Source organism: Streptomyces rectiverticillatus, assembly GCF_013394065.1.
Lineage (GTDB): Bacteria > Actinomycetota > Actinomycetes > Streptomycetales > Streptomycetaceae > Streptomyces > Streptomyces rectiverticillatus.
The window spans coordinates 624,045-643,483 of record NZ_CP040752.1 but is presented as its reverse complement, the minus strand read 5'-3'; the positions used below and the strand labels follow the sequence as shown (position 1 = coordinate 643,483).

Annotated in this window: 2 protein-coding genes; both read left to right on the top strand. The window is 75.7% G+C overall.

What is annotated here, in order from left to right:
* Positions 1-25: 25 nt before the first annotated feature.
* Positions 26-15,517: a type I polyketide synthase gene (locus tag FGW37_RS02555; RefSeq protein WP_179079548.1), complete on the top strand. Its 15,492-nt coding sequence runs from the start codon at positions 26-28 to the stop codon at positions 15,515-15,517.
* 14 nt (positions 15,518-15,531) lie between these two features.
* Positions 15,532-19,389: a type I polyketide synthase gene (locus tag FGW37_RS02550; protein WP_246430226.1), complete on the top strand. Its 3,858-nt coding sequence runs from the start codon at positions 15,532-15,534 to the stop codon at positions 19,387-19,389.
* Positions 19,390-19,439 lie beyond the last annotated feature (50 nt).

The following is a 19,439-nucleotide window of genomic DNA, read 5'->3' as shown; positions in this document are numbered from 1 at the left end:
TTCCGCACAGAAGTGGCGACACCCGATGACCAACGATGACAAGCTGCTCGACTACCTCAAGAGGGTCACCGCGGATCTGCACCAGACACGGCAGCGGCTGCGGGACGTGGAGAGCGGGGACGAAGAACCGGTCGCCATCGTCGGGATGAGCTGCCGCTTCCCCGGCGGCGTCAGCACGCCGGAGGAGCTCTGGCAGCTCGTCCACGACGGCACCGACGCCATCACCGGCTTCCCCGAGGACCGCGGCTGGGACGTCGGCTCCCTCTACGACCCGGACCCCGACGCCGCAGGCAAGAGCTATGTGCGCCGGGGCGGCTTCCTGCACGACGCGGGCGACTTCGAACCCGGCTTCTTCGGCATCTCGCCCCGCGAGGCCATCGCCATGGACCCCCAGCAGCGCCTGCTGCTGGAGGTCTCGTGGGAGGCGCTGGAGCGCGCGGGCATCGCCCCGGACTCGGTGCGCGGCGCCCAGGTCGGCGTGTTCGCCGGCACCAACGGCCAGGACTACCGCGACCTGCTCGCGAAGCTGCCGCAGGACACCGAGGCGGCCCTGGGCACCGGCAGCCTCGCCGCGGTGATCTCCGGCCGCATCTCGTACACCCTCGGCATCGAGGGACCGTCGGTCACCATCGACACCGCCTGCTCCTCCGCCCTGGTCGCCCTGCACCTGGCGGTGCAGGCCCTGCGGCAGAAGGAGTGCTCGCTGGCCCTGGCCGGCGGCGCGACCGTCATGTCCACCCCCGGCTCCTTCGTCGCCTTCAGCCGGCAGCGGGGCCTGGCCCCCGACGGCCGGTGCAAGTCCTTCGCGGACAGTGCCGACGGCACCGGCTGGGGCGAAGGCGCGGGCATGCTGCTCCTGGAGCGGCTCTCCGACGCCCGCCGCAACGGCCACCGCGTGCTGGCCCTCGTCCGGGGCTCGGCCGTCAACCAGGACGGCGCGTCCAACGGTCTGACGGCGCCCAACGGCCCCTCCCAGCAGCGCGTCATCCGCCAGGCGCTGGCGAACGCACGGCTGTCCGCGTCCGACGTCGACGCCGTCGAGGCGCACGGCACGGGCACCACCCTGGGCGACCCCATCGAGGCCCAGGCGCTCCTGGCGACGTACGGCCGGGACCGCCCCGCCGGAGCGCCGCTGTGGCTGGGCTCGGTCAAGTCGAACATCGGGCACACCCAGGCCGCGGCCGGCGTCGCCGGCGTGATCAAGATGGTCATGGCGATGCGGCACGGCGTGCTCCCGCGCACCCTGCACGTGGACGAGCCGTCGGACCAGGTGGACTGGACGGCGGGCAGCGTGGAGCTGCTCACGGAGGCGCGTGAGTGGCCGGAGGCCGGCGGGCGTCCGCGCCGCGCCGGCATCTCCTCCTTCGGCGCGAGCGGCACCAACGCCCACACCATCATCGAGCAGGCGCCGCCCGAGGAGGAGCCGGCCGGGGAAGCGGCGGACCGTACCCCCGGCACGGCGCCCTCCCTCGTGCCCTGGACGGTCTCCGGCCGTACCGCCGCGGCCCTGCGGGAGCAGGCGGCACGCCTCGCCACCGCCGTCGGCACGGCCGACCCCGTGGACGTCGGCTTCTCCCTGGCGACGACCAGGACCGCGTACCCGCACCGGGCCGTCGTCCTCGGGCGCGGCCGCGACGAGCTGCTCGGCGGCCTCGCCGCGCTCGCCGAGGGTGGGCCGGGGCCGCTTGAGGGCCGCATCGCCAAGGGACTGACGGCCTTCCTGTTCACGGGCCAGGGCGCGCAGCGCGCGGGCATGGGTAAGGAGCTCTACGCGGAGTTCCCCGCCTTCGCCCGCGCCTTCGACGAGGTGTGCGCCCACTTCGACGCCGGGCTGAAGGAGACCGTCTTCGGCACCGACGCCGCGCCGCTGAACCGGACGGCGTGCACCCAGGCCGCCCTCTTCGCGGTCGAGGTGGCGATGTTCCGGCTCGTCGAGTCGTGGGGCCTGAAGCCCGACTTCCTGGCCGGGCACTCGATCGGCGAGCTGGCGGCCGCCCATGTCGCGGGCGTTCTTTCTCTCCAGGACGCCTGCACCCTCGTGGCGGCCCGCGGGCGCCTGATGCAGGCCCTGCCCGAGGGCGGCGCGATGGTCGCCGTGCGCACGACCGAGGACGAGATCCGTCCGCTGCTGACGGACCGGGTGGGCCTGGCCGCCGTCAACGGCCCGGAGGCCGTCGTCGTCTCCGGTGACGAGGACGCCGTCACGGCCCTGGCCGCCCGCTTCGAGAAGACCAAGCGGCTCCCGGTCTCCCACGCCTTCCACTCCCCGCTGATGGAGCCGATGCTGGCGGAGTTCCGCGCGGTCGCCGAGAGCGTCTCGTACACCAGGGCCGCCGTGCCCGTCGTGTCGAACGTGACCGGCCGCCTCGCCACGGACGAGATGACCTCACCGGAGTACTGGGTCCGGCACGTCCGCGAAGCCGTCCGCTTCCACGACGGCGTCCGCACCCTCGAAGAGGCGGGCGTCACCCGCTTCCTGGAGCTCGGCCCGGACGCGGTCCTCACCGCCATGGCGCGCGAGTGCCTCGGCGAGGCGACGTCCGCGGACGCCGTCCTCGCCTCCGCCACCCGGCGCGGGCGCCCGGAGCCGGAGACGCTGCTGACCGCGGTCGCGCAGCTGCACGTCAGCGGCCACTCCCCGGACTGGGCGGCCCTCTTCGAGGGCGCGCAGCGCGTCGAGCTGCCCACCACCGCATTCCAGCGCGAACGCTTCTGGGCGGACGCCCCGGCCTCCGCCGGCGACGTGACCTCCGCGGGCCTGGACCCGGCCGAGCACCCGCTGCTGGGCGCCACCACCATGCTCGCGGACGAGGGCGGCGCCGTCTTCACCGGCCGCATCTCGGTCCGCACGCACCCCTGGCTCGCCGACCACGTCGTCGGGGAAGCCGTGGTGCTGCCCGGCACCGGCATGGTCGAACTGGCCGTCCGGGCGGGCGACCAGGTCGGCTGCGGCCACCTGGAGGAGCTGACCCTCGAAGCCCCGCTGGTCCTGCCCGAGCGGGACGGCGTCCGCGTGCAGGTGACCGCCGGCGCCCCCGGCCCCGCCGGCAGCCGGACCGTGAGCATCTACTCCCGCCCCGAGAACGCCCTCGCCGATCAGCCGTGGACCCGGCACGCCACCGGCCTGCTCGGCTCCGCCGCGCCGGCCCCCGGGGAGCCCCTCACCACCTGGCCCCCGGCCGGCGCCGAGGAGCTGGACACCACCGGCCTCTACGAGCGGCACGCCGCCTCCGGCCTGCACTACGGCCCGGTCTTCCAGGGCCTGCAGGCCGCCTGGCACCGCGACGGTGAGGTGTTCGCCGAGGTGCGGCTGCCCGAGCAACCCGCCGCCGACGCGAGCCGCTTCGGCCTGCACCCCGCAGCCTTCGACGCCGCCCTGCACGCCCTCGCCCTCATCGGCGACGGCTCCGACGACGAGACCGCACGCCTGCCCTTCATGTTCGCCGGCGTGTCCCTGCACGCCGCGGGCGCGTCCGTGCTGCGGGTGCGGCTCACCCCGGCCGGCGCCCACGCCTTCGCCGTCGATCTCGCCGACGCGACCGGCGCGCCCGTGGCGACGGTGACCACCCTCGCCTCGCGGCCGCTGACGAACCTGAAGCAGGCTCAGGAACCCCACGCGGACGCCCTGTTCCGCCTGGGCTGGAACCCCCTGCCCGAACAGGCCGCCCCCGCCGCCTCCGCCGCCGACACCGGCCACCGCCTCCTGCAGAGCACCCCCGGCACCGGCGCCGACGCCGTCCGCGCAGCCACCCGCGCGGCCCTGGCAGTGCTCCAGGACGACGACCCCCGCACCCTCGTCGTCGTCACCCGCGGAGCCGTCTCCGTCGCCGGCGAGGACGTGCCGGACCTGGCCGGCGCCGCCGTCTGGGGGCTCGTGCGGTCCGCGCAGTCGGAGAACCCCGGCCGCTTCGTCCTGCTCGACCTCGACGCGGCCGCCGACACCGGCGCATCCGTCCGGCTCGCGCTCGCCACGGACGAGCCCCAGGTGGCCGTACGGGACGGAGCGGCCCACGCGGCCAGGCTGACCGCCGCCCCGCCCACCCTCGACGCCGCGCCCGGGCCCGACCCCGACGGCACCGTGCTCCTGACCGGCGCGACCGGCGGCCTCGGCCCCGTCCTCGCCCGGCACCTGGTGACCGCCCTCGGCGCCCGCAGGCTCCTGCTGCTCAGCAGGAGCGGCGGCGCCGGGGACCTCGTCGCCGAACTCGCCGCCCTCGGCGCCCACGCCACCGTCGCCGCCTGCGACGTGGCCGACCGCGCCGCCCTCGCCAAGGCCCTGGCGGACATACCCGCCGCCCACCCGCTCACCGCCGTCGTCCACGCCGCGGGCGTCCTCGACGACGGCGTGGTCGCCTCGCTGACCCCCGAGCGCCTCGACGCCGTGCTGCGCCCCAAGGCCGACGGCGCGCTCAACCTGCACGAGCTCACCGCCGGAGCGGACCTGCGGGCCTTCGTGCTCTTCTCCTCCGTCGCCGGTGTCGCCGGCGCCCCGGGGCAGGGCAACTACGCAGCCGCCAACGCCTTCCTCGACGGCCTCGCAGCCCACCGGCACGCCCGGGGCCTGCCCGCCCTCTCGCTCGCCTGGGGCCCGTGGGCGCCCACCGGCGGCATGACCAGCGGCCTGGACAGCGCCGACCGGGCCAGGATCTCCCGCGGCGGCATGGCCGAGCTCTCCGAGCAGGACGGCACGGCCCTCTTCGACCTCGCCCGCCGCACAGGGCACGCGGCCGTCGCGCCCGTACGGCTCAACCTGCCGGCTCTGCGCGTCCAGGGCGCCGCGCTCGCCCCCGTCTTCCGTTCCCTCGCAGGACGTACGGTGCGCCGCGAGGCCGCCGTCACCGAGGGCGCGGGCCTCTCCCTCGCCGAGCGGCTCGACGGACTCGGGGAGACCGAGCGCCTGGACGCGCTGCTGCAGCTCGTGCGCACCCAGGTCGCGGCCGTCCTCGGGCACAGCAGCCCGGAGGCCGTCGACCCCGGGCGGGCTTTCCAGGACCTCGGCTTCGACTCGCTCGCCGCGATCGAACTGCGCAATGCCCTGTCCACCGAGACCGGACAGCGCCTGCCCTCGACGCTCGTCTTCGACTACCCCTCCTCCCAGGCGCTCGCCGCCCACCTCGCCGAACAGGCCGCGGGCGGGCGCACCGGGGCCCGCAAAGCCGTCCGGACCACCGCGGCCGCCCGCACCGACGAGCCCATCGCCATCGTCGGCATGGCCTGCCGCTACCCGGGCGGGGTGACCTCCCCGGACGGGCTCTGGCAGCTGGTCGCCGACGAGACCGACGCCATCAGCGACTTCCCCGTCAACCGCGGCTGGGACACCGACCGCATCTACGACCCCACGGGCGAGCGCCCGGACACCACCTACGTACGGCGGGGCGGGTTCCTGCACGATGCGGGGGAGTTCGATGCGGGGTTCTTCGGGATCAGTCCGCGTGAGGCGTTGTTGATGGATCCTCAGCAGCGGTTGTTGCTGGAGGGTTCGTGGGAGGCGCTGGAGAGTGCGGGTATTGATCCGGGTTCGCTGAAGGGGAGCCGGACGGGTGTGTTCGCGGGGGTGATGTACCACGATTACTTCGGCAGCTTCGGGTCGGGCAGCATCGTGTCGGGGCGGGTGGCGTACACACTGGGCTTGGAGGGGCCGACGCTGTCGATCGACACCGCCTGCTCGTCCTCCCTGGTCGCCCTCCACCTCGCCGTCCAGTCCCTGCGCCAGGGCGAGTCCTCGCTCGCCCTCGTCGGCGGCGTCGCCGTGATGGCCACGCCCGACACCTTCGTGGAGTTCAGCCGCCAGGGAGCGCTCGCCGCCGACGCCACCTGCCGCGCCTTCGCGACCTCCGCGGGCGGCACCGTCTGGGGCGAGGGCGTCGGCGTCCTCGTCGTGGAACGGCTCTCCGACGCACGCCGCAACGGCCACCGCGTCCTGGCCGTCGTACGGGGCAGCGCAGTCAACCAGGACGGCGCGTCCAACGGCCTGACGGCGCCCAACGGCCCCTCCCAGCAGCGGGTCATCCGCCAGGCGCTGGAGAACGCCGGCCTGGCGACCGCTGACGTCGACGTGGTGGAGGCGCACGGCACCGGCACCACGCTCGGCGACCCGATCGAGGCCCAGGCGCTGCTCGCCACGTACGGGCAGGACCGCCCCGGGGACCGGCCGCTGTGGCTCGGCTCGCTGAAGTCCAACATCGGCCACACACAGGCCGCCGCCGGCGTGGCCGGGGTCATCAAGATGGTGCAGGCCATGCGCCACGGCGTGCTCCCCAGGACCCTGCACGTCGACGAGCCGTCGGACCAGGTGGACTGGACGGCGGGCAGCGTGGAGCTGCTGACGCAGGCGCGCGAGTGGCCGCAGCCGGACGGGCGTCCGCGCCGGGCAGGCATCTCCTCGTTCGGCATCAGCGGCACCAACGCCCACACCATCATCGAGGAAGCCCCGGCCGAGCCCGCACCGGAGCAGCGGAGCGCAGCCGCCCCCTCCATGCCGTGGCTGCTGTCCGCGAAGACCCGCGCGGCCCTGCCCGCCCAGGCCGGGCGGCTGCTGTCCCACCTGGACGCCCACCCGGACCTCGACCCCTCCGGCATCGGCTTCTCCCTCGCCACCACCCGTGCCCACTTCGCCCACCGGGCGGCGGTCACCGGCACGGACCGCGCCGCCCTGAGGGACTCCCTCGCCGCACTGGCCGAAGGCGCCACCGCGCCGGGCCTGGTCGAGGGGATCGCCGCCGGCGGCGCCCGGCCCGTGTTCGTCTTCCCCGGCCAGGGCTCGCAGTGGCAGGGCATGGCCACCGAACTCATCGACGACTCCCCGGTGTTCGCCACCGCCATGAACGACTGCGCCGCCGCCTGCGCCCCCTTCACCGACTGGGACTTCATGGCCGAGCTGCGCGGCCCGCTGGACCGCGTGGACGTCGTACAGCCGCTCCTGTGGGCGGTCATGGTCTCGCTCGCGAAGACCTGGAGCGCGTACGGGGTGCGCCCCGCGGCCGTGATCGGCCACTCCCAGGGCGAGATCGCCGCGGCCTGCGCCGCCGGCGCCCTGTCCCTGGAGGACGGCGCCCGCATCGTCACCCTGCGCAGCAAGGCGATCGCCGAGGACCTCTCCGGAGGCGGCGGCATGATGTCCGTCGCCCTGCCCGCCGACGAGGTCGCCCGGCGGCTGTCCGCGTGGGACGGGCGGCTCTCCGTCGCGGCCGTCAACGGCTCAGGATCGGTGGTGGTGTCCGGCGAGACCGGGGCCCTGGACCTCCTGCAGGCACAGCTCAAGGACGAGGGGGTCCGGGTCAAGCGGCTGCCGGTCGACTACGCCTCGCACTCCGCGCAGGTCGAGACCATCCGCGACCGGCTGCTCGACGCCCTGGCCGGCGTGCGGCCGCGCCCGTCCGACGTGCCCTTCTACTCCACGGTCACCGGCGGGCTCCTCGACACCACCGGGCTGGACGCCGGGTACTGGTACACCAACCTGCGGCAGACCGTGCTCTTCGAGCAGGCCACGCGGGCGGCCGTCGGCAAGGGCCACGGGCTCTTCGTCGAGTCCAGCCCGCACCCCGTCCTCACCCTCGGCATCCAGGAGACCGACGACGGCGTGACCGCCATCGGCTCGCTGCGCCGCGACGAGGGCGGCCGGGAGCGGTTCACCGCCGCCCTCGCCGAGGCCCACGCCCACGGCGCGCCGGTCGACTGGGAGGCCCTCTTCGACGGCGGGCGGCCGCGCCGCGTGGACCTGCCGACGTACGCATTCGAGCACGAGCGGTTCTGGCTGGACAGCGCGTCCGGCGGAGCCGACGTCACCTCGGCCGGCCTCGCGCCGACGGACCACCCCCTGCTGAGCGCGGCGATGACGCGCGCCGACTCCGACGGCGTGGTCCTCACCGGCCGCCTGTCGGTGGGCACCCACCCGTGGCTGGCCGACCACGTGGTCGGCGGGGAGCTGCTGTTCCCCGGCACCGGCTACCTCGAACTGGCCGTGCGCGCCGGCGACCAGGCCGGCTGCGGGCGCGTCACCGAGCTCACGCTGCAGGCCCCTCTGGTGCTGCAGGAGCACGGCGCCGTGCAGCTGCAGGTGGTCGTCGGGGAGGCCGGGGACGCATCGGTGCGGCCGGTGACCGTCTACTCCCGTCCCGAGAGCGCCGGGGACGAACTCCCCTGGACCCGCCACGCCGACGGCCTGCTGGCCCCGGCGGGCACCCCCGCCGAGCCCGAGCTCGCCGTGTGGCCGCCCGCCGGCGCCGAACCGGTCGCGCTGGACGGCGTCTACGAGCAGCTCGCCGAGGCGGGCCTGGCCTACGGGCCCGCCTTCCAGGGCCTGCGCACCGCCTGGCGCCTGGGCCAGGACGTCTACGCGGAGGTGAGCCTGGGCGAGCAGGCCGACGGATTCGGCCTCCACCCGGCCCTGTCGGACGCCGCCCTGCACGCCGTCGGCCTCACCTCCGTCGCCGGTGACGACGCGCTCCTGCCGTTCGCCTGGTCCGACGTGCAGCTGCACGCGACCGGGGCGACGGACCTGCGCGTCCGCGTACGGCCCGCAGGAGCCGAGGGGACGGTCTCCCTGACGCTGGCCGACGCCACCGGGGCCCCCGTGGCGACCGTCGGCTCCCTCGCCCTGCGCCCGATCCCCGCCGAACAGCTCGCCGCGGCCGCCAAGTCGGCCCGCGCCGGGTCGCTCTACCGCGTCGACTGGATCCCCGCACCGGCCACGACCGCCGAACCCGTCCGGGACTACGAGGTCCTGCACGCCGCGGCCGGGACGAGCGCCGAGGAGGTGCGGGCAGCCGTCGCCGGCCTCCTCGACCGGCTGCGCGACGGCCTCGCCGGGGACGCGCCCCTGGTCGTCGTCACCGGCCCCGACCTCGCCGGGGCCGCGGCCGCCGGCCTGACGCGCTCGGCCCAAACCGAGAACCCCGGCCGGATCGTTCTCGTCGAGACCGACGGCACCGATGGCACGGAACTCGCGGACGACGACGCACTGGCCGCCGCGCTCGCCGCGGGGGAGCCGCACGTGGCCCTCCGCGACGGCGCCGTCCACGTCCCCCGGCTCGCCCGTGCCGAAGCGGCCGACGACGCCCCCGCGGTGGACCTGCGCGGCGGCACCGTCCTGGTGACCGGCGCGACCGGCGCTCTGGGCGGCCTGATCGCCCGGCACCTGGTGACCGAGTGGGGAGCGCGGCACCTGCTGCTGCTCAGCCGCCGCGGCGCGGACGCCGCCCTCGTCGCGGACCTGACCGCGCTCGGCGCGGAGGTCACCACGGCCGCCTGCGACGTCGCCGACCGGGACGGCCTCGCCGGAGTGCTCGCGGGGATCCCGGCGGAGCAACCGCTGACCGCCGTGGTCCACGCGGCCGGCGTCCTCGCCGACGGCGTGCTCTCCTCCCTCACGCCCGGACACCTCGACACGGTGCTCCGCCCCAAGGTGGACGCCGCCTGGCACCTGCACGAACTCACCGCAGGGCTGGACCTGCAGGCGTTCGTCCTCTTCTCCTCGGCCGCCGCCACCCTCGGCTCGCCCGGCCAGGCCAACTACGCCGCCGCCAACGCCTTCCTCGACGCACTGGCCGCGCACCGCCGCGGCCTCGGCCTCCCCGCGCAGTCCATGGCCTGGGGCCTGTGGGCGCAGTCCGGCGGCATGACCGGCACCCTCGGCGACACCGACCGCTCCCGCATCTCCCGGGGCGGCGTGGCCGCCCTGGACAACGACGAGGGCCTCGCCCTCTTCGACGCGGCACTGCGGGCGCAGGACCCGGCCGTGCTCCCCGTCAAGCTGGACCTCGCGGCCCTGCGCGCCCAGGGCGACGGCCTCGCGCCGCTCTTCCGCGGCCTCGTGCGCGGCCGCCGGCAGGCGGCGTCCGGCGGCCCGGCCACGGGCACCGACTCCCTGCGCGCCCGCCTCGCCGGCCTGCCGGACGCCGAGCGCGAGCCGGTCCTGGTCGACCTCGTGCGCACGCACGTCGCCGCCGTCCTCGGCCACCGGTCGGGCGACGCCGTCGAGCGCGACAAGGCCTTCCGGGAGCTGGGCTTCGACTCGCTGGCCGCCGTCGAGCTGCGCAACGGGCTGAGCGCGGCCACCGGCCTGCGGCTGCCCGCGACCGTGGTCTTCGACCACCCCAGCCCCGCCGGCCTCGCCCGTCACCTGCTCGCCGAGCTCGTCGGCGGACTCGGCGCGTCACCCGCGGAGACCGCCCCCGCGGCGGCCGACGACGAACCCGTCGCGATCATCGGGATGAGCTGCCGCTACCCCGGCGGGGTGAACTCGCCCGAGGACCTGTGGCGGCTGATCGCCGGGGAGAGCGACGCCATCGGCGAGTTCCCCGCCGACCGCGGCTGGGACCTGGAGGCGCTCTACGACCCGACCCTCGACCGCGAGGGCACCAGCTACGCCCGGCACGGCGGGTTCCTGCACGACGCGGGCGACTTCGACGCCGCCTTCTTCGGCATGGACCCCGAAGAGGCACTCGTCACCGACCCCCAGCAGCGGCTGCTGCTGGAGACGTCGTGGGAGGCGCTCGAACGGGCCGCCATCGACCCCGCCGGGCTGCGCGGGAGCCGGACCGGGGTGTTCGCCGGCGTCATGTACCACGACTACTTCGGCAGCTTCGGCTCCGGCAGTGTCGTCTCGGGCCGCGTCGCCTACACGCTCGGCCTGGAGGGGCCGACGCTCTCGGTGGACACCGCCTGCTCCTCGTCCCTCGTCGCCCTGCACCTCGCGGTGCAGTCCCTGCGCCGCGGCGAGTGCACGCTGGCCCTGGCCGGCGGCGTCACGGTGATGGCGACCCCCGGGACCTTCGTCGAGTTCAGCCGCCGGCGGGGCCTCTCGCGCGACGGCCGCTGCCGGCCCTTCGCCGACGCCGCCAACGGCACCGGCTTCGGCGAGGGCGCCGGCGTCCTCCTCCTCGAACGGCTCTCCGACGCCCGCCGCAACGGGCACCGCGTCCTCGCGGTCGTCCGCGGCACCGCGGTCAACCAGGACGGCGCCTCCAACGGCATCACCGCCCCCAACGGCCCCGCCCAGCAGCGCGTCATCCGCGGGGCCCTGGCCGCCGCGGGCGTCTCCGGCGCCGACGTCGACGTCGTCGAGGCGCACGGCACCGGCACCACGCTCGGCGACCCCATCGAGGCCCAGGCCCTGATCGCCACCTACGGCAAGGAGCACACCGGCGACCGCCCGCTGTGGCTGGGCTCGGTCAAGTCGAACATCGGGCACACCCAGGCCGCGGCCGGCGTCGCCGGCGTGATCAAGATGGTGCAGGCCCTCCGCAACGAGGTACTGCCCAGGACCCTGCACGTCGACGAGCCGTCCCGGCACGTCGACTGGTCGGACGGCACCGTCCGCCTCCTCACCGAGTCCCGGGAGTGGCCGGAGTACGGACGCCCGCGCCGCGCCGGCATCTCCTCCTTCGGCATCAGCGGCACCAACGCGCACGTGGTCCTCGAAGCCGCCCCGGCGGACCCCGAGCCCGCGCCGGAGCCGCAGACCGCGCCGCTCCCGGCCGTACCGTGGCTGCTGTCCGGCCACGACCAGGACGCACTGCGCGCCCAGGCCGGCCGCCTGCTGTCCCACCTGGCGGACCGGGACGACCTCGACCCGCACCGGATCGCCGGCGCGCTCGCCGGTACGCGCACCGCGCTCACCCACCGCGCGGCCGTCACCGGAGGCGACCGCGAGGAACTCCTGCGCGGCCTGCGCGCGCTGGCCGCCGGAACCGCCTCGCCGTCCGTGGTCACCGGCACGGCGACGGACGGCAGGCTCGCCTTCCTCTTCTCCGGCCAGGGCTCGCAGCTCGCCGGCATGGGCCTGGAACTGGCCGCGGCCTTCCCGGCCTTCGACCGCGCCCTCGGCGAGGTCTGCGGGCACCTCGACCCGCTGCTGGACCGGCCCCTGCGCGACGTCCTGTCCTCCGCGGAGCTGCTGGAGCGCACCGGGTACACCCAGCCCGCCCTGTTCGCCGTCGAGGTCGCCCTGTTCCGGCTGCTGGAGTCCTGGGGCGTCCGGCCGGACCTGCTGGCCGGCCACTCCGTCGGCGAGTTCGCCGCCGCCCACGTCGCGGGCGTGTGGTCCCTGGCCGACGCGGCGACCCTGGTCGCCGCCCGCGGCCGCCTCATGCAGGCCCTGCCCGCCGGCGGCACCATGATCGCGGTCAAGGCCGCCGAAGACGAGGTCGCGCCCCTGCTGACCGGCGACGTGAGCATCGCGGCCGTCAACGGCCCGGACTCCGTCGTGCTCTCGGGCCCGGCGCAGCAGGTCCGCGCGATCGCCGGCCGCTTCGAGCGGACCCGGGAACTCGCCGTGAGCCACGCCTTCCACTCGCCCCTCATGGAACCGATGCTCGACGCCTTCCGCGAGGTCGCCGAGGGCATCGCCTTCCACCCGCCCCGCATCCCGCTCGTCTCCGCCCTCACCGGCGCCCGGGCCACCGCGGACGAGCTGTGCTCGCCCGGGTACTGGGTGCGCCACGCCCGCTCGGCGGTGCGCTTCGCCGACGCCGTGCGCGCCCTCGAGGACGCGGGAGCGCGGCGCTTCGCCGAGATCGGGCCCGGCGGGGTGCTGACCGCGCTGGCCGCCGAGTGCCTGACCGGCGACGCCACCGTGATCCCCCTCCTGCGCAAGGACAAGGACGAACCGGCCGCGGTCGCCGCCGCACTCGGCGCGCTCCACGCCCACGGCGCCACGGTGGACTGGGACCGGCTGCTGCCCGACGGGCGCGGCGTCGACCTGCCCACGTACGCCTTCCAGCGCCGCCGTTACTGGATGGCGAGCGACGCCCCCGGCCTCCGCGCCGCCGCGGACCACCCGCTGCTCGGCACCGCCGTGGAACTGGCCGGCGCCGACGGGCTGCTGTTCACCGGCGACCTCTCCCTGCACAGCCACCCGTGGCTCGCCGACCACGCCGTCGGCGGCACGGTACTGCTGCCCGGCACGGCGTTCGTGGAGATGGCGCTCGCCGCCGGGGCACGCGCCGGATGCGGCACGGTCGAGGAACTGACCATCGCCGAACCCCTCGTCCTGCCCGGGAACGGCACCGTGCGCCTGCAGTGCACCGTGAGCGAACCGGACGCCTCCGGAGCCCGGACCTTCCGGGTCTACTCCGCAGCCGCCGCGGGCGAACCGTGGACCACGCACGCCACCGGCCTCCTGAAGGCCGGGTCCGTCCCGGCCCCGGCCCCGGCCGCGCCGGAGGCCTGGCCGCCCGCCGCCGAACCGCTCGGCCTGGAGGGCGTGTACGAGCGGCTGGCCGCGCTCGGCGCCGCCTACGGGCCGCGGTTCCAGGGCCTGCGCGCCGCTTGGCGGCGCGGCGACGAGGTCTTCGCGGAGATCGAACTCCCTGCGGAGGGCGACGCGTTCGCCCTCCACCCGGCACTGTTCGACGCCGCGCTGCACGCGATCGGGCTGCGGGAAGGCGCCGCCGAGCGCATGACGCTGCCGTTCGCCTGGACCGGCGTCGAGTTGCACGCCGTGGGAGCGACCGCCCTGCGCGTACGGATCACCGGCGCCGGCCCCGATTCCGTACGGATCGAAGCCACCGACGCCCTGGGTACACCGGTGCTCTCCGTGCAGTCGCTGACGTTGCGCGAGGTCTCCGCCGACCGCCTCGCCTCCGCCGCCGCGGGCAGGAGCGACACGCTGTTCGCCGTGGAGTGGGTCAAGGCGCCCGGCGACGACGTGGCCCCCGGCACCGGCCGCTGGGCCGTGCTCGACGACGGGCGGGGGATCGCCGGGAGGATCGCCGGCGCCCTCGAAGGCGAGGTCGAGGCCGTCCACGCGGTCGCGGACCTCGACGAGGCCGCGGCACACCTGCCCGCCGCGGCCGGCGTGCTCGTGCTGCCGTACACCGGCGGCGAAGGCCCGCAGGCCGTCCGCTCCGGCACGGCCGCCCTGCTCGGCCGGCTCCGCTCCTGGCTCGCCGACCCGCGGTTCGAGGCCTCGACCCTGGCCGTCGTGACCGGCGGGGCCGTCAGCACCGACGGCGAGGACGTCACCGACCTGGCCGGAGCCGCGGCCTGGGGCCTGCTGCGGTCCGCACAGTCCGAACACCCCGGCCGCATCGTCCTGATCGACCTCGACGCGCACGCCGGACCCGACGCCTACCGGCTGCTGCCCGCAGCCGTCGCCGGCGGCGAACCCCAGCTCGCCCTGCGCTCGGGCGTCCTCAGCGCACCGCGGCTCACCCGGGCCGCACCGTCCGCCGCGCACTCCGCCGACTGGCACGGGACCGTGCTCGTCACCGGCGGGACCGGCGCCCTCGGCCGCCTCGTGGCACGCCACCTGGTCACCCGACACGGCGTGCCGAAGCTGCTGCTGACCGGCAGGCGCGGCCCGGACGCCCCCGGGGCGGCCGAGCTCCGCGCCGAGCTCACCGCCCTGGGCGCCGAGGTCACCGTGGCCGCCTGCGACGCCGCCGACCGGGATGCCCTGGAGCGGCTCCTGGCCGAGCACCCGGTGACCGGCGTCGTGCACGCCGCCGGCGTCCTCGACGACGGCGTGATCGACTCCCTGACGCCGGAGCGCATCGACACCGTGCTCCGCCCCAAGGCGGACGCGGCCTGGCACCTCCACGAGCTCACCAAGGACAAGCCGCTGTCGGCGTTCGTCCTCTTCTCCTCGGCCGCCGGCCTGCTCGGCAGCCCCGGACAGGCGAGCTACGCCGCCGCCAACTCCTTCCTCGACGCCCTGGCCGTGCACCGCAGGGCGGCCGGCCTGCCGGCCACCTCCCTGGCCTGGGGCGCGTGGTCCGGCGGCGGGGGCATGGCCGACCGCCTCGGCGACGCCGACACCCGGCGCCTCGACCGGGCGGGCGTGGCCGGCCTCGGCGAGGACGAGGGCCTGGCCCTGTTCGACGCGGCGTCCGGCCACGAGGAGAGCGTGCTGATGCCCGCCCGGCTCGACACGGCCGCCATGGCCCGCTCCGGCAGGATCCCGCCGCTGCTGCGCGGCCTCGTCCGCTCGCCCCGGACCGTCGTCCGGTCCGCGTCGACGGCGTCCGCCGCGCTCCGCAACCGGCTGGCGGGGCTGCCCGCGGAGGAGCGCACCCCGCTGCTCCTGGAGGTGGTCGGCGAACAGGCCGCGGCAGTGCTGGGGATCACCGCGATCGAGCCGGACCGCGCGTTCGGCGAGCTGGGCTTCGACTCGCTGACCGCGGTCGAGTTCCGCAACGGCCTCAACGAGGCGACCGGCCTGCGGCTCCCGGCCACGCTGATCTTCGACTACCCGAGCCCGGAGGTGCTGGCGGACCACCTGTCCGCCGAACTGGCCCCGGCCGGGCCGTCCGCCGCCGGCGCGGAGGGGGCCTACGAGGCCTACGGGGCCGACGGGGCCGAGGAGGCAGCCGTCCGCCGCGCCCTCGCGGGGCTGCCCCTGGCTGCACTGCGCGACGCGGGCCTGCTCGACGGCCTGCTCGAGCTGGCCGGGGTCCGGCCGCGGCCCTGCGCGGACCAGGAGGGCGAGAGCGGCGCGTCGATCGACGCCATGGACGCGGAGAGCCTGATCAGCCTGGCTCTCGAAGGCACGGCCGGGGACGACGACGCCCTGTGACAAGGAGTGGGAACGTGGCTCAGCCCGAGAAACCGGACGCCCGGATGGTCGAAGCGCTCCGCGCTTCGCTCAAGGAGGCCGACCGGCTGCGGGAACGGAACCGCAAGCTGACCGCCGCGCTGCGGGAGCCGATCGCGATCGTGGGGATGGCGTGCCGGTACCCGGGCGGCGTGCGCTCGCCGGAGGAGCTGTGGGACCTGGTCGCGGAGGGCGGGGACGGCATCACCGGCTTCCCCGCCGACCGCGGCTGGGATCCCGCCCTCCACGACCCGCAACCCGGCGTCGAGGGCAGGAGCTACACCGCCGAGGGCGGGTTCCTGCACGATGCGGGGGAGTTCGATGCGGGGTTCTTCGGGATCAGTCCGCGTGAGGCGTTGTTGATGGATCCTCAGCAGCGGTTGTTGCTGGAGGGTTCGTGGGAGGCGCTGGAGAGTGCGGGTATTGATCCGGGTTCGCTGAAGGGGAGCCGGACGGGTGTGTTCGCGGGGGTGATGTACCACGATTACTTCGGCAGCTTCGGGTCGGGCAGCATCGTGTCGGGGCGGGTGGCGTACACGCTGGGTCTGGAGGGGCCGACGCTGTCGATCGACACCGCCTGCTCGTCCTCCCTCGTCGCCCTCCACCTGGCCGCCCAGTCCCTGCGCCAGGGCGAGTGCACCCTGGCGCTGGCCGGCGGGGTCACGGTCATGGCCTCGCCGGGCACGTTCGTCGAGTTCAGCAGGCAAGGAGCGCTCTCGCCCGACGGCCGCTGCAAGTCCTTCGCCGACGGCGCGGACGGCACAGGATTCGCCGAGGGCGTCGGCGTCCTCGTCGTGGAACGGTTGTCGGACGCGCGGCGCAACGGGCACGAGGTGCTGGCCGTCGTACGGGGCAGCGCCGTCAACCAGGACGGTGCGTCCAACGGCCTGACGGCCCCGAACGGCCCCTCCCAGCAGCGGGTGATCCGGCAGGCGCTGGAGAGCGCGGGGCTTTCGCCGTCCGATGTGGATGCGGTGGAGGCGCACGGCACCGGCACCACGCTCGGCGATCCGATCGAGGCCCAGGCGCTGCTCGCCACGTACGGACAGGACCGGCCGGAGGGCCGTCCGCTGTGGCTGGGCTCCGTGAAGTCCAACATCGGCCATACGCAGGCCGCCGCGGGCGTCGCCGGAGTGATCAAGATGGTGCAGGCGATGCGCCACGGTGTCCTGCCCAGGACCCTGCACGTGGGCGAGCCGTCGACGCAGGTCGACTGGTCGGCCGGCAGTGTGGAGCTGCTGACGCAGCCGGAGGAGTGGCCGGACACCGGCCGCCCCCGCCGGGCCGGGATCTCCTCCTTCGGCATCAGCGGCACCAATGCCCACACCATCATCGAGCAGGCGCCCGCCGAGGACGGTCCGGCGGCGGAGCAGCCGGAGCCCGGCCTCGTACCGCCCGTCGTCGTCTGGCCGCTGTCCGCCCGCGGGCAGCAGGCCCTGCCCGCCCAGGCCGAGCGGCTCCACGCCTTCCTGGAGCAGCGGCCGGAGCTCGAACCGGCTGCCGTGGCCCGGTCGCTGGGCACCCGGCGGGCCGCCTTCGCCGACCGGGCCGCCGTCGTCGGCACCGACCGCGAGCAGCTCCTCCTCGGCCTGCGCGCCCTGGCCGCGGGCGAGAGCTCGCCCGCCGCGGTCCGGGGTACGGCGCGCAAGGGCGGGCGCACGGCCTTCCTCTTCACCGGGCAGGGCGCGCAGCGGCTCGGGATGGGCGCCGGACTGCGGGCGGCCCACCCGGTGTTCGCCGACGCCTTCGACGAGGTGGACGAGGCCCTGGACGTCGGTCTGTCCGGCGTCCTCTTCGGCACGGACGCCGACCGGGCCGACCTCACCCTCTACGCGCAGACCGGCCTCTTCGCCTACGAGGTCGCCCTGTTCCGGCTGCTGGAGTCGTGGGGCATCCGCCCGGACCTCGTCGCCGGGCACTCGATCGGCGAGCTGGTGGCCGCCCATGTCGCGGGCGTCCTCTCCCTTCAGGACGCCTGCACCCTCGTGGCGGCCCGCGGGCGCCTGATGCAGGCCCTGCCCGAGGGCGGTGCGATGGTCGCCGTGCGGGCCACCGAGGAGGAGATCCGCCCGCTGCTGACGGACCGGGTGGGCCTGGCGGCCGTCAACGGCCCCGACTCCGTGGTGATCTCCGGTGAGCTCGGCGAGGTGCTCCATATCGCGGAGGGCTTCGGGCGGACCAAGCGGCTCAAGGTCTCGCACGCCTTCCACTCGCCGCTCATGGACGGCATGCTGGCCGACTTCCGTACGGTCGCCGAGAGCGTGACGTACCACGAGCCGCGTATCCCCGTCGTGTCGAACCTGACCGGAGAGCTCGCCGGCAAGGACCTCCTGCGCGACCCCGCGTACTGGGTCCGCCACGTGCGCGAGCCGGTCCGCTTCGCGGCGGGCGTACGGGCCCTCGCCGCCGCCGGCGCGCGCCGCTTCGTCGAGCTGGGGCCCGACGCCGTCCTGACCGGCATGGCCCGGGAGAGCGTCCCGGACGGGTCTTTCATTCCTCTCGGACGGCGCCGCGGCCCCGAGACGACAACCCTGGCCCAGGGCCTGGCACGGCTGTACGTGGACGGCCTCGCCCCCGGCTGGCAGGCCCTGTTCCCCGGGGCCGCGACGACGCCCCTGCCCGCGTACGCCTTCCGGCGCCGGCGCTACTGGCTCGCCGCGGACGTCCCGCTGACCTTCGGCCCGCTCACGGACCCCGGACCGGAGCCCGCCGCGGAGCCCCTGCACGACCGGCTGGCCGCCGCCTCCCCGGCCGGGCAGGAGGAACTGCTGACCGGTCTCGTACGGGCCCGCACGGCCGCCGTGCTCGGCCACACCGGACCCGATGAGGTCGACCCGGAGACCGGGTTCCTGGAGACCGGGATGGACTCGGTGTCGGCCACGGAACTGCGGCACGCGCTCGCCGGCGCGACCGGGCTGACGCTGCCGGCCGGAGTCGTCTTCGAGCACGGCACCCCGGCTGCGCTCGCCGCCCATCTGCGCACCATGCTCGCCGATGGCGGGCGGGCGCCCGACACCGATGAGGCCGCGGAGTCCGAGTCGATAGGTGGCCTGCTGCGCCGCGCGGCGGCCGGCGGGGACATGATGAAGGGGATGGCCCTGCTCAACGCCGTCGCCGAGATCCTGCCCGGCTTCTCCTCCGCGGCCGAACTGGGCGGGCTCGAGCCGTCCGTACGCCTCGCGCAGGGCGGCGACGGCCCCAAGCTGATCTGTTTCCCCTCGCCGATGGCGCTCGGCGGCGCCCAGCAGTACGCGCGCTTCGCGGCCCGCTTCCGGGGCCGCCGGGAAGTCGTCGTGCCCGCCGTGCCGGGCTTCGGCAAGGGCGACGCCCTGCCCCTGTCGGTCGACGCGGCCATCGAGGTGTTCGCCGAAGAGGTGCGCACCGCCGCCGCGGGCGAGCCCTTCGTCCTGGTGGGCTACTCCTCCGGCGGGCAGTTCGCCCACGCGACCGCGGAGGTGCTGGAGAAGGCGGGCACCCCGGCGCTGGCCGTCGTCCTGCTGGACACCTATCTGCCCGGCGACGACGGCAAGGACGAGCTCTGGCGGCAGATGTTCATGGGCATGCTGGACCGGGAGTCCTCCTTCGGCCGGTTCAGCGCCGCCCGGCTCGCCGCGATGAGCCGCTACAGCGACCTCATCACCGACTGCATGCCCGGTGCGCTGTCCGCGCCCGTGCTCTTCGTCCGGCCGGCGGAGTCGTTCGCGACCGGAGCGGGGACGGACGACTGGCGTGCCACGTGGGACGGCGAGCACGTGCTGCGGGAGGTGCCGGGCAACCACTTCACGATCCTGGAGGAGTCGGCCGCCTCCACCGCCGCGGCCGTGGACGCCTGGCTGCCTTCCCTCGGCGACTGACCCGCCACCCATATCTGACGAAACGTCACCGGCGTTGTCCGGCGTCGGTC

Bases quoted from the DNA above. Each gene is read 5' to 3' on its own strand.
- FGW37_RS02555 (WP_179079548.1), top strand. From the start codon at position 26: ATGACCAACGATGACAAGCTGCTCGACTACCTCAAGAGGGTCACCGCG.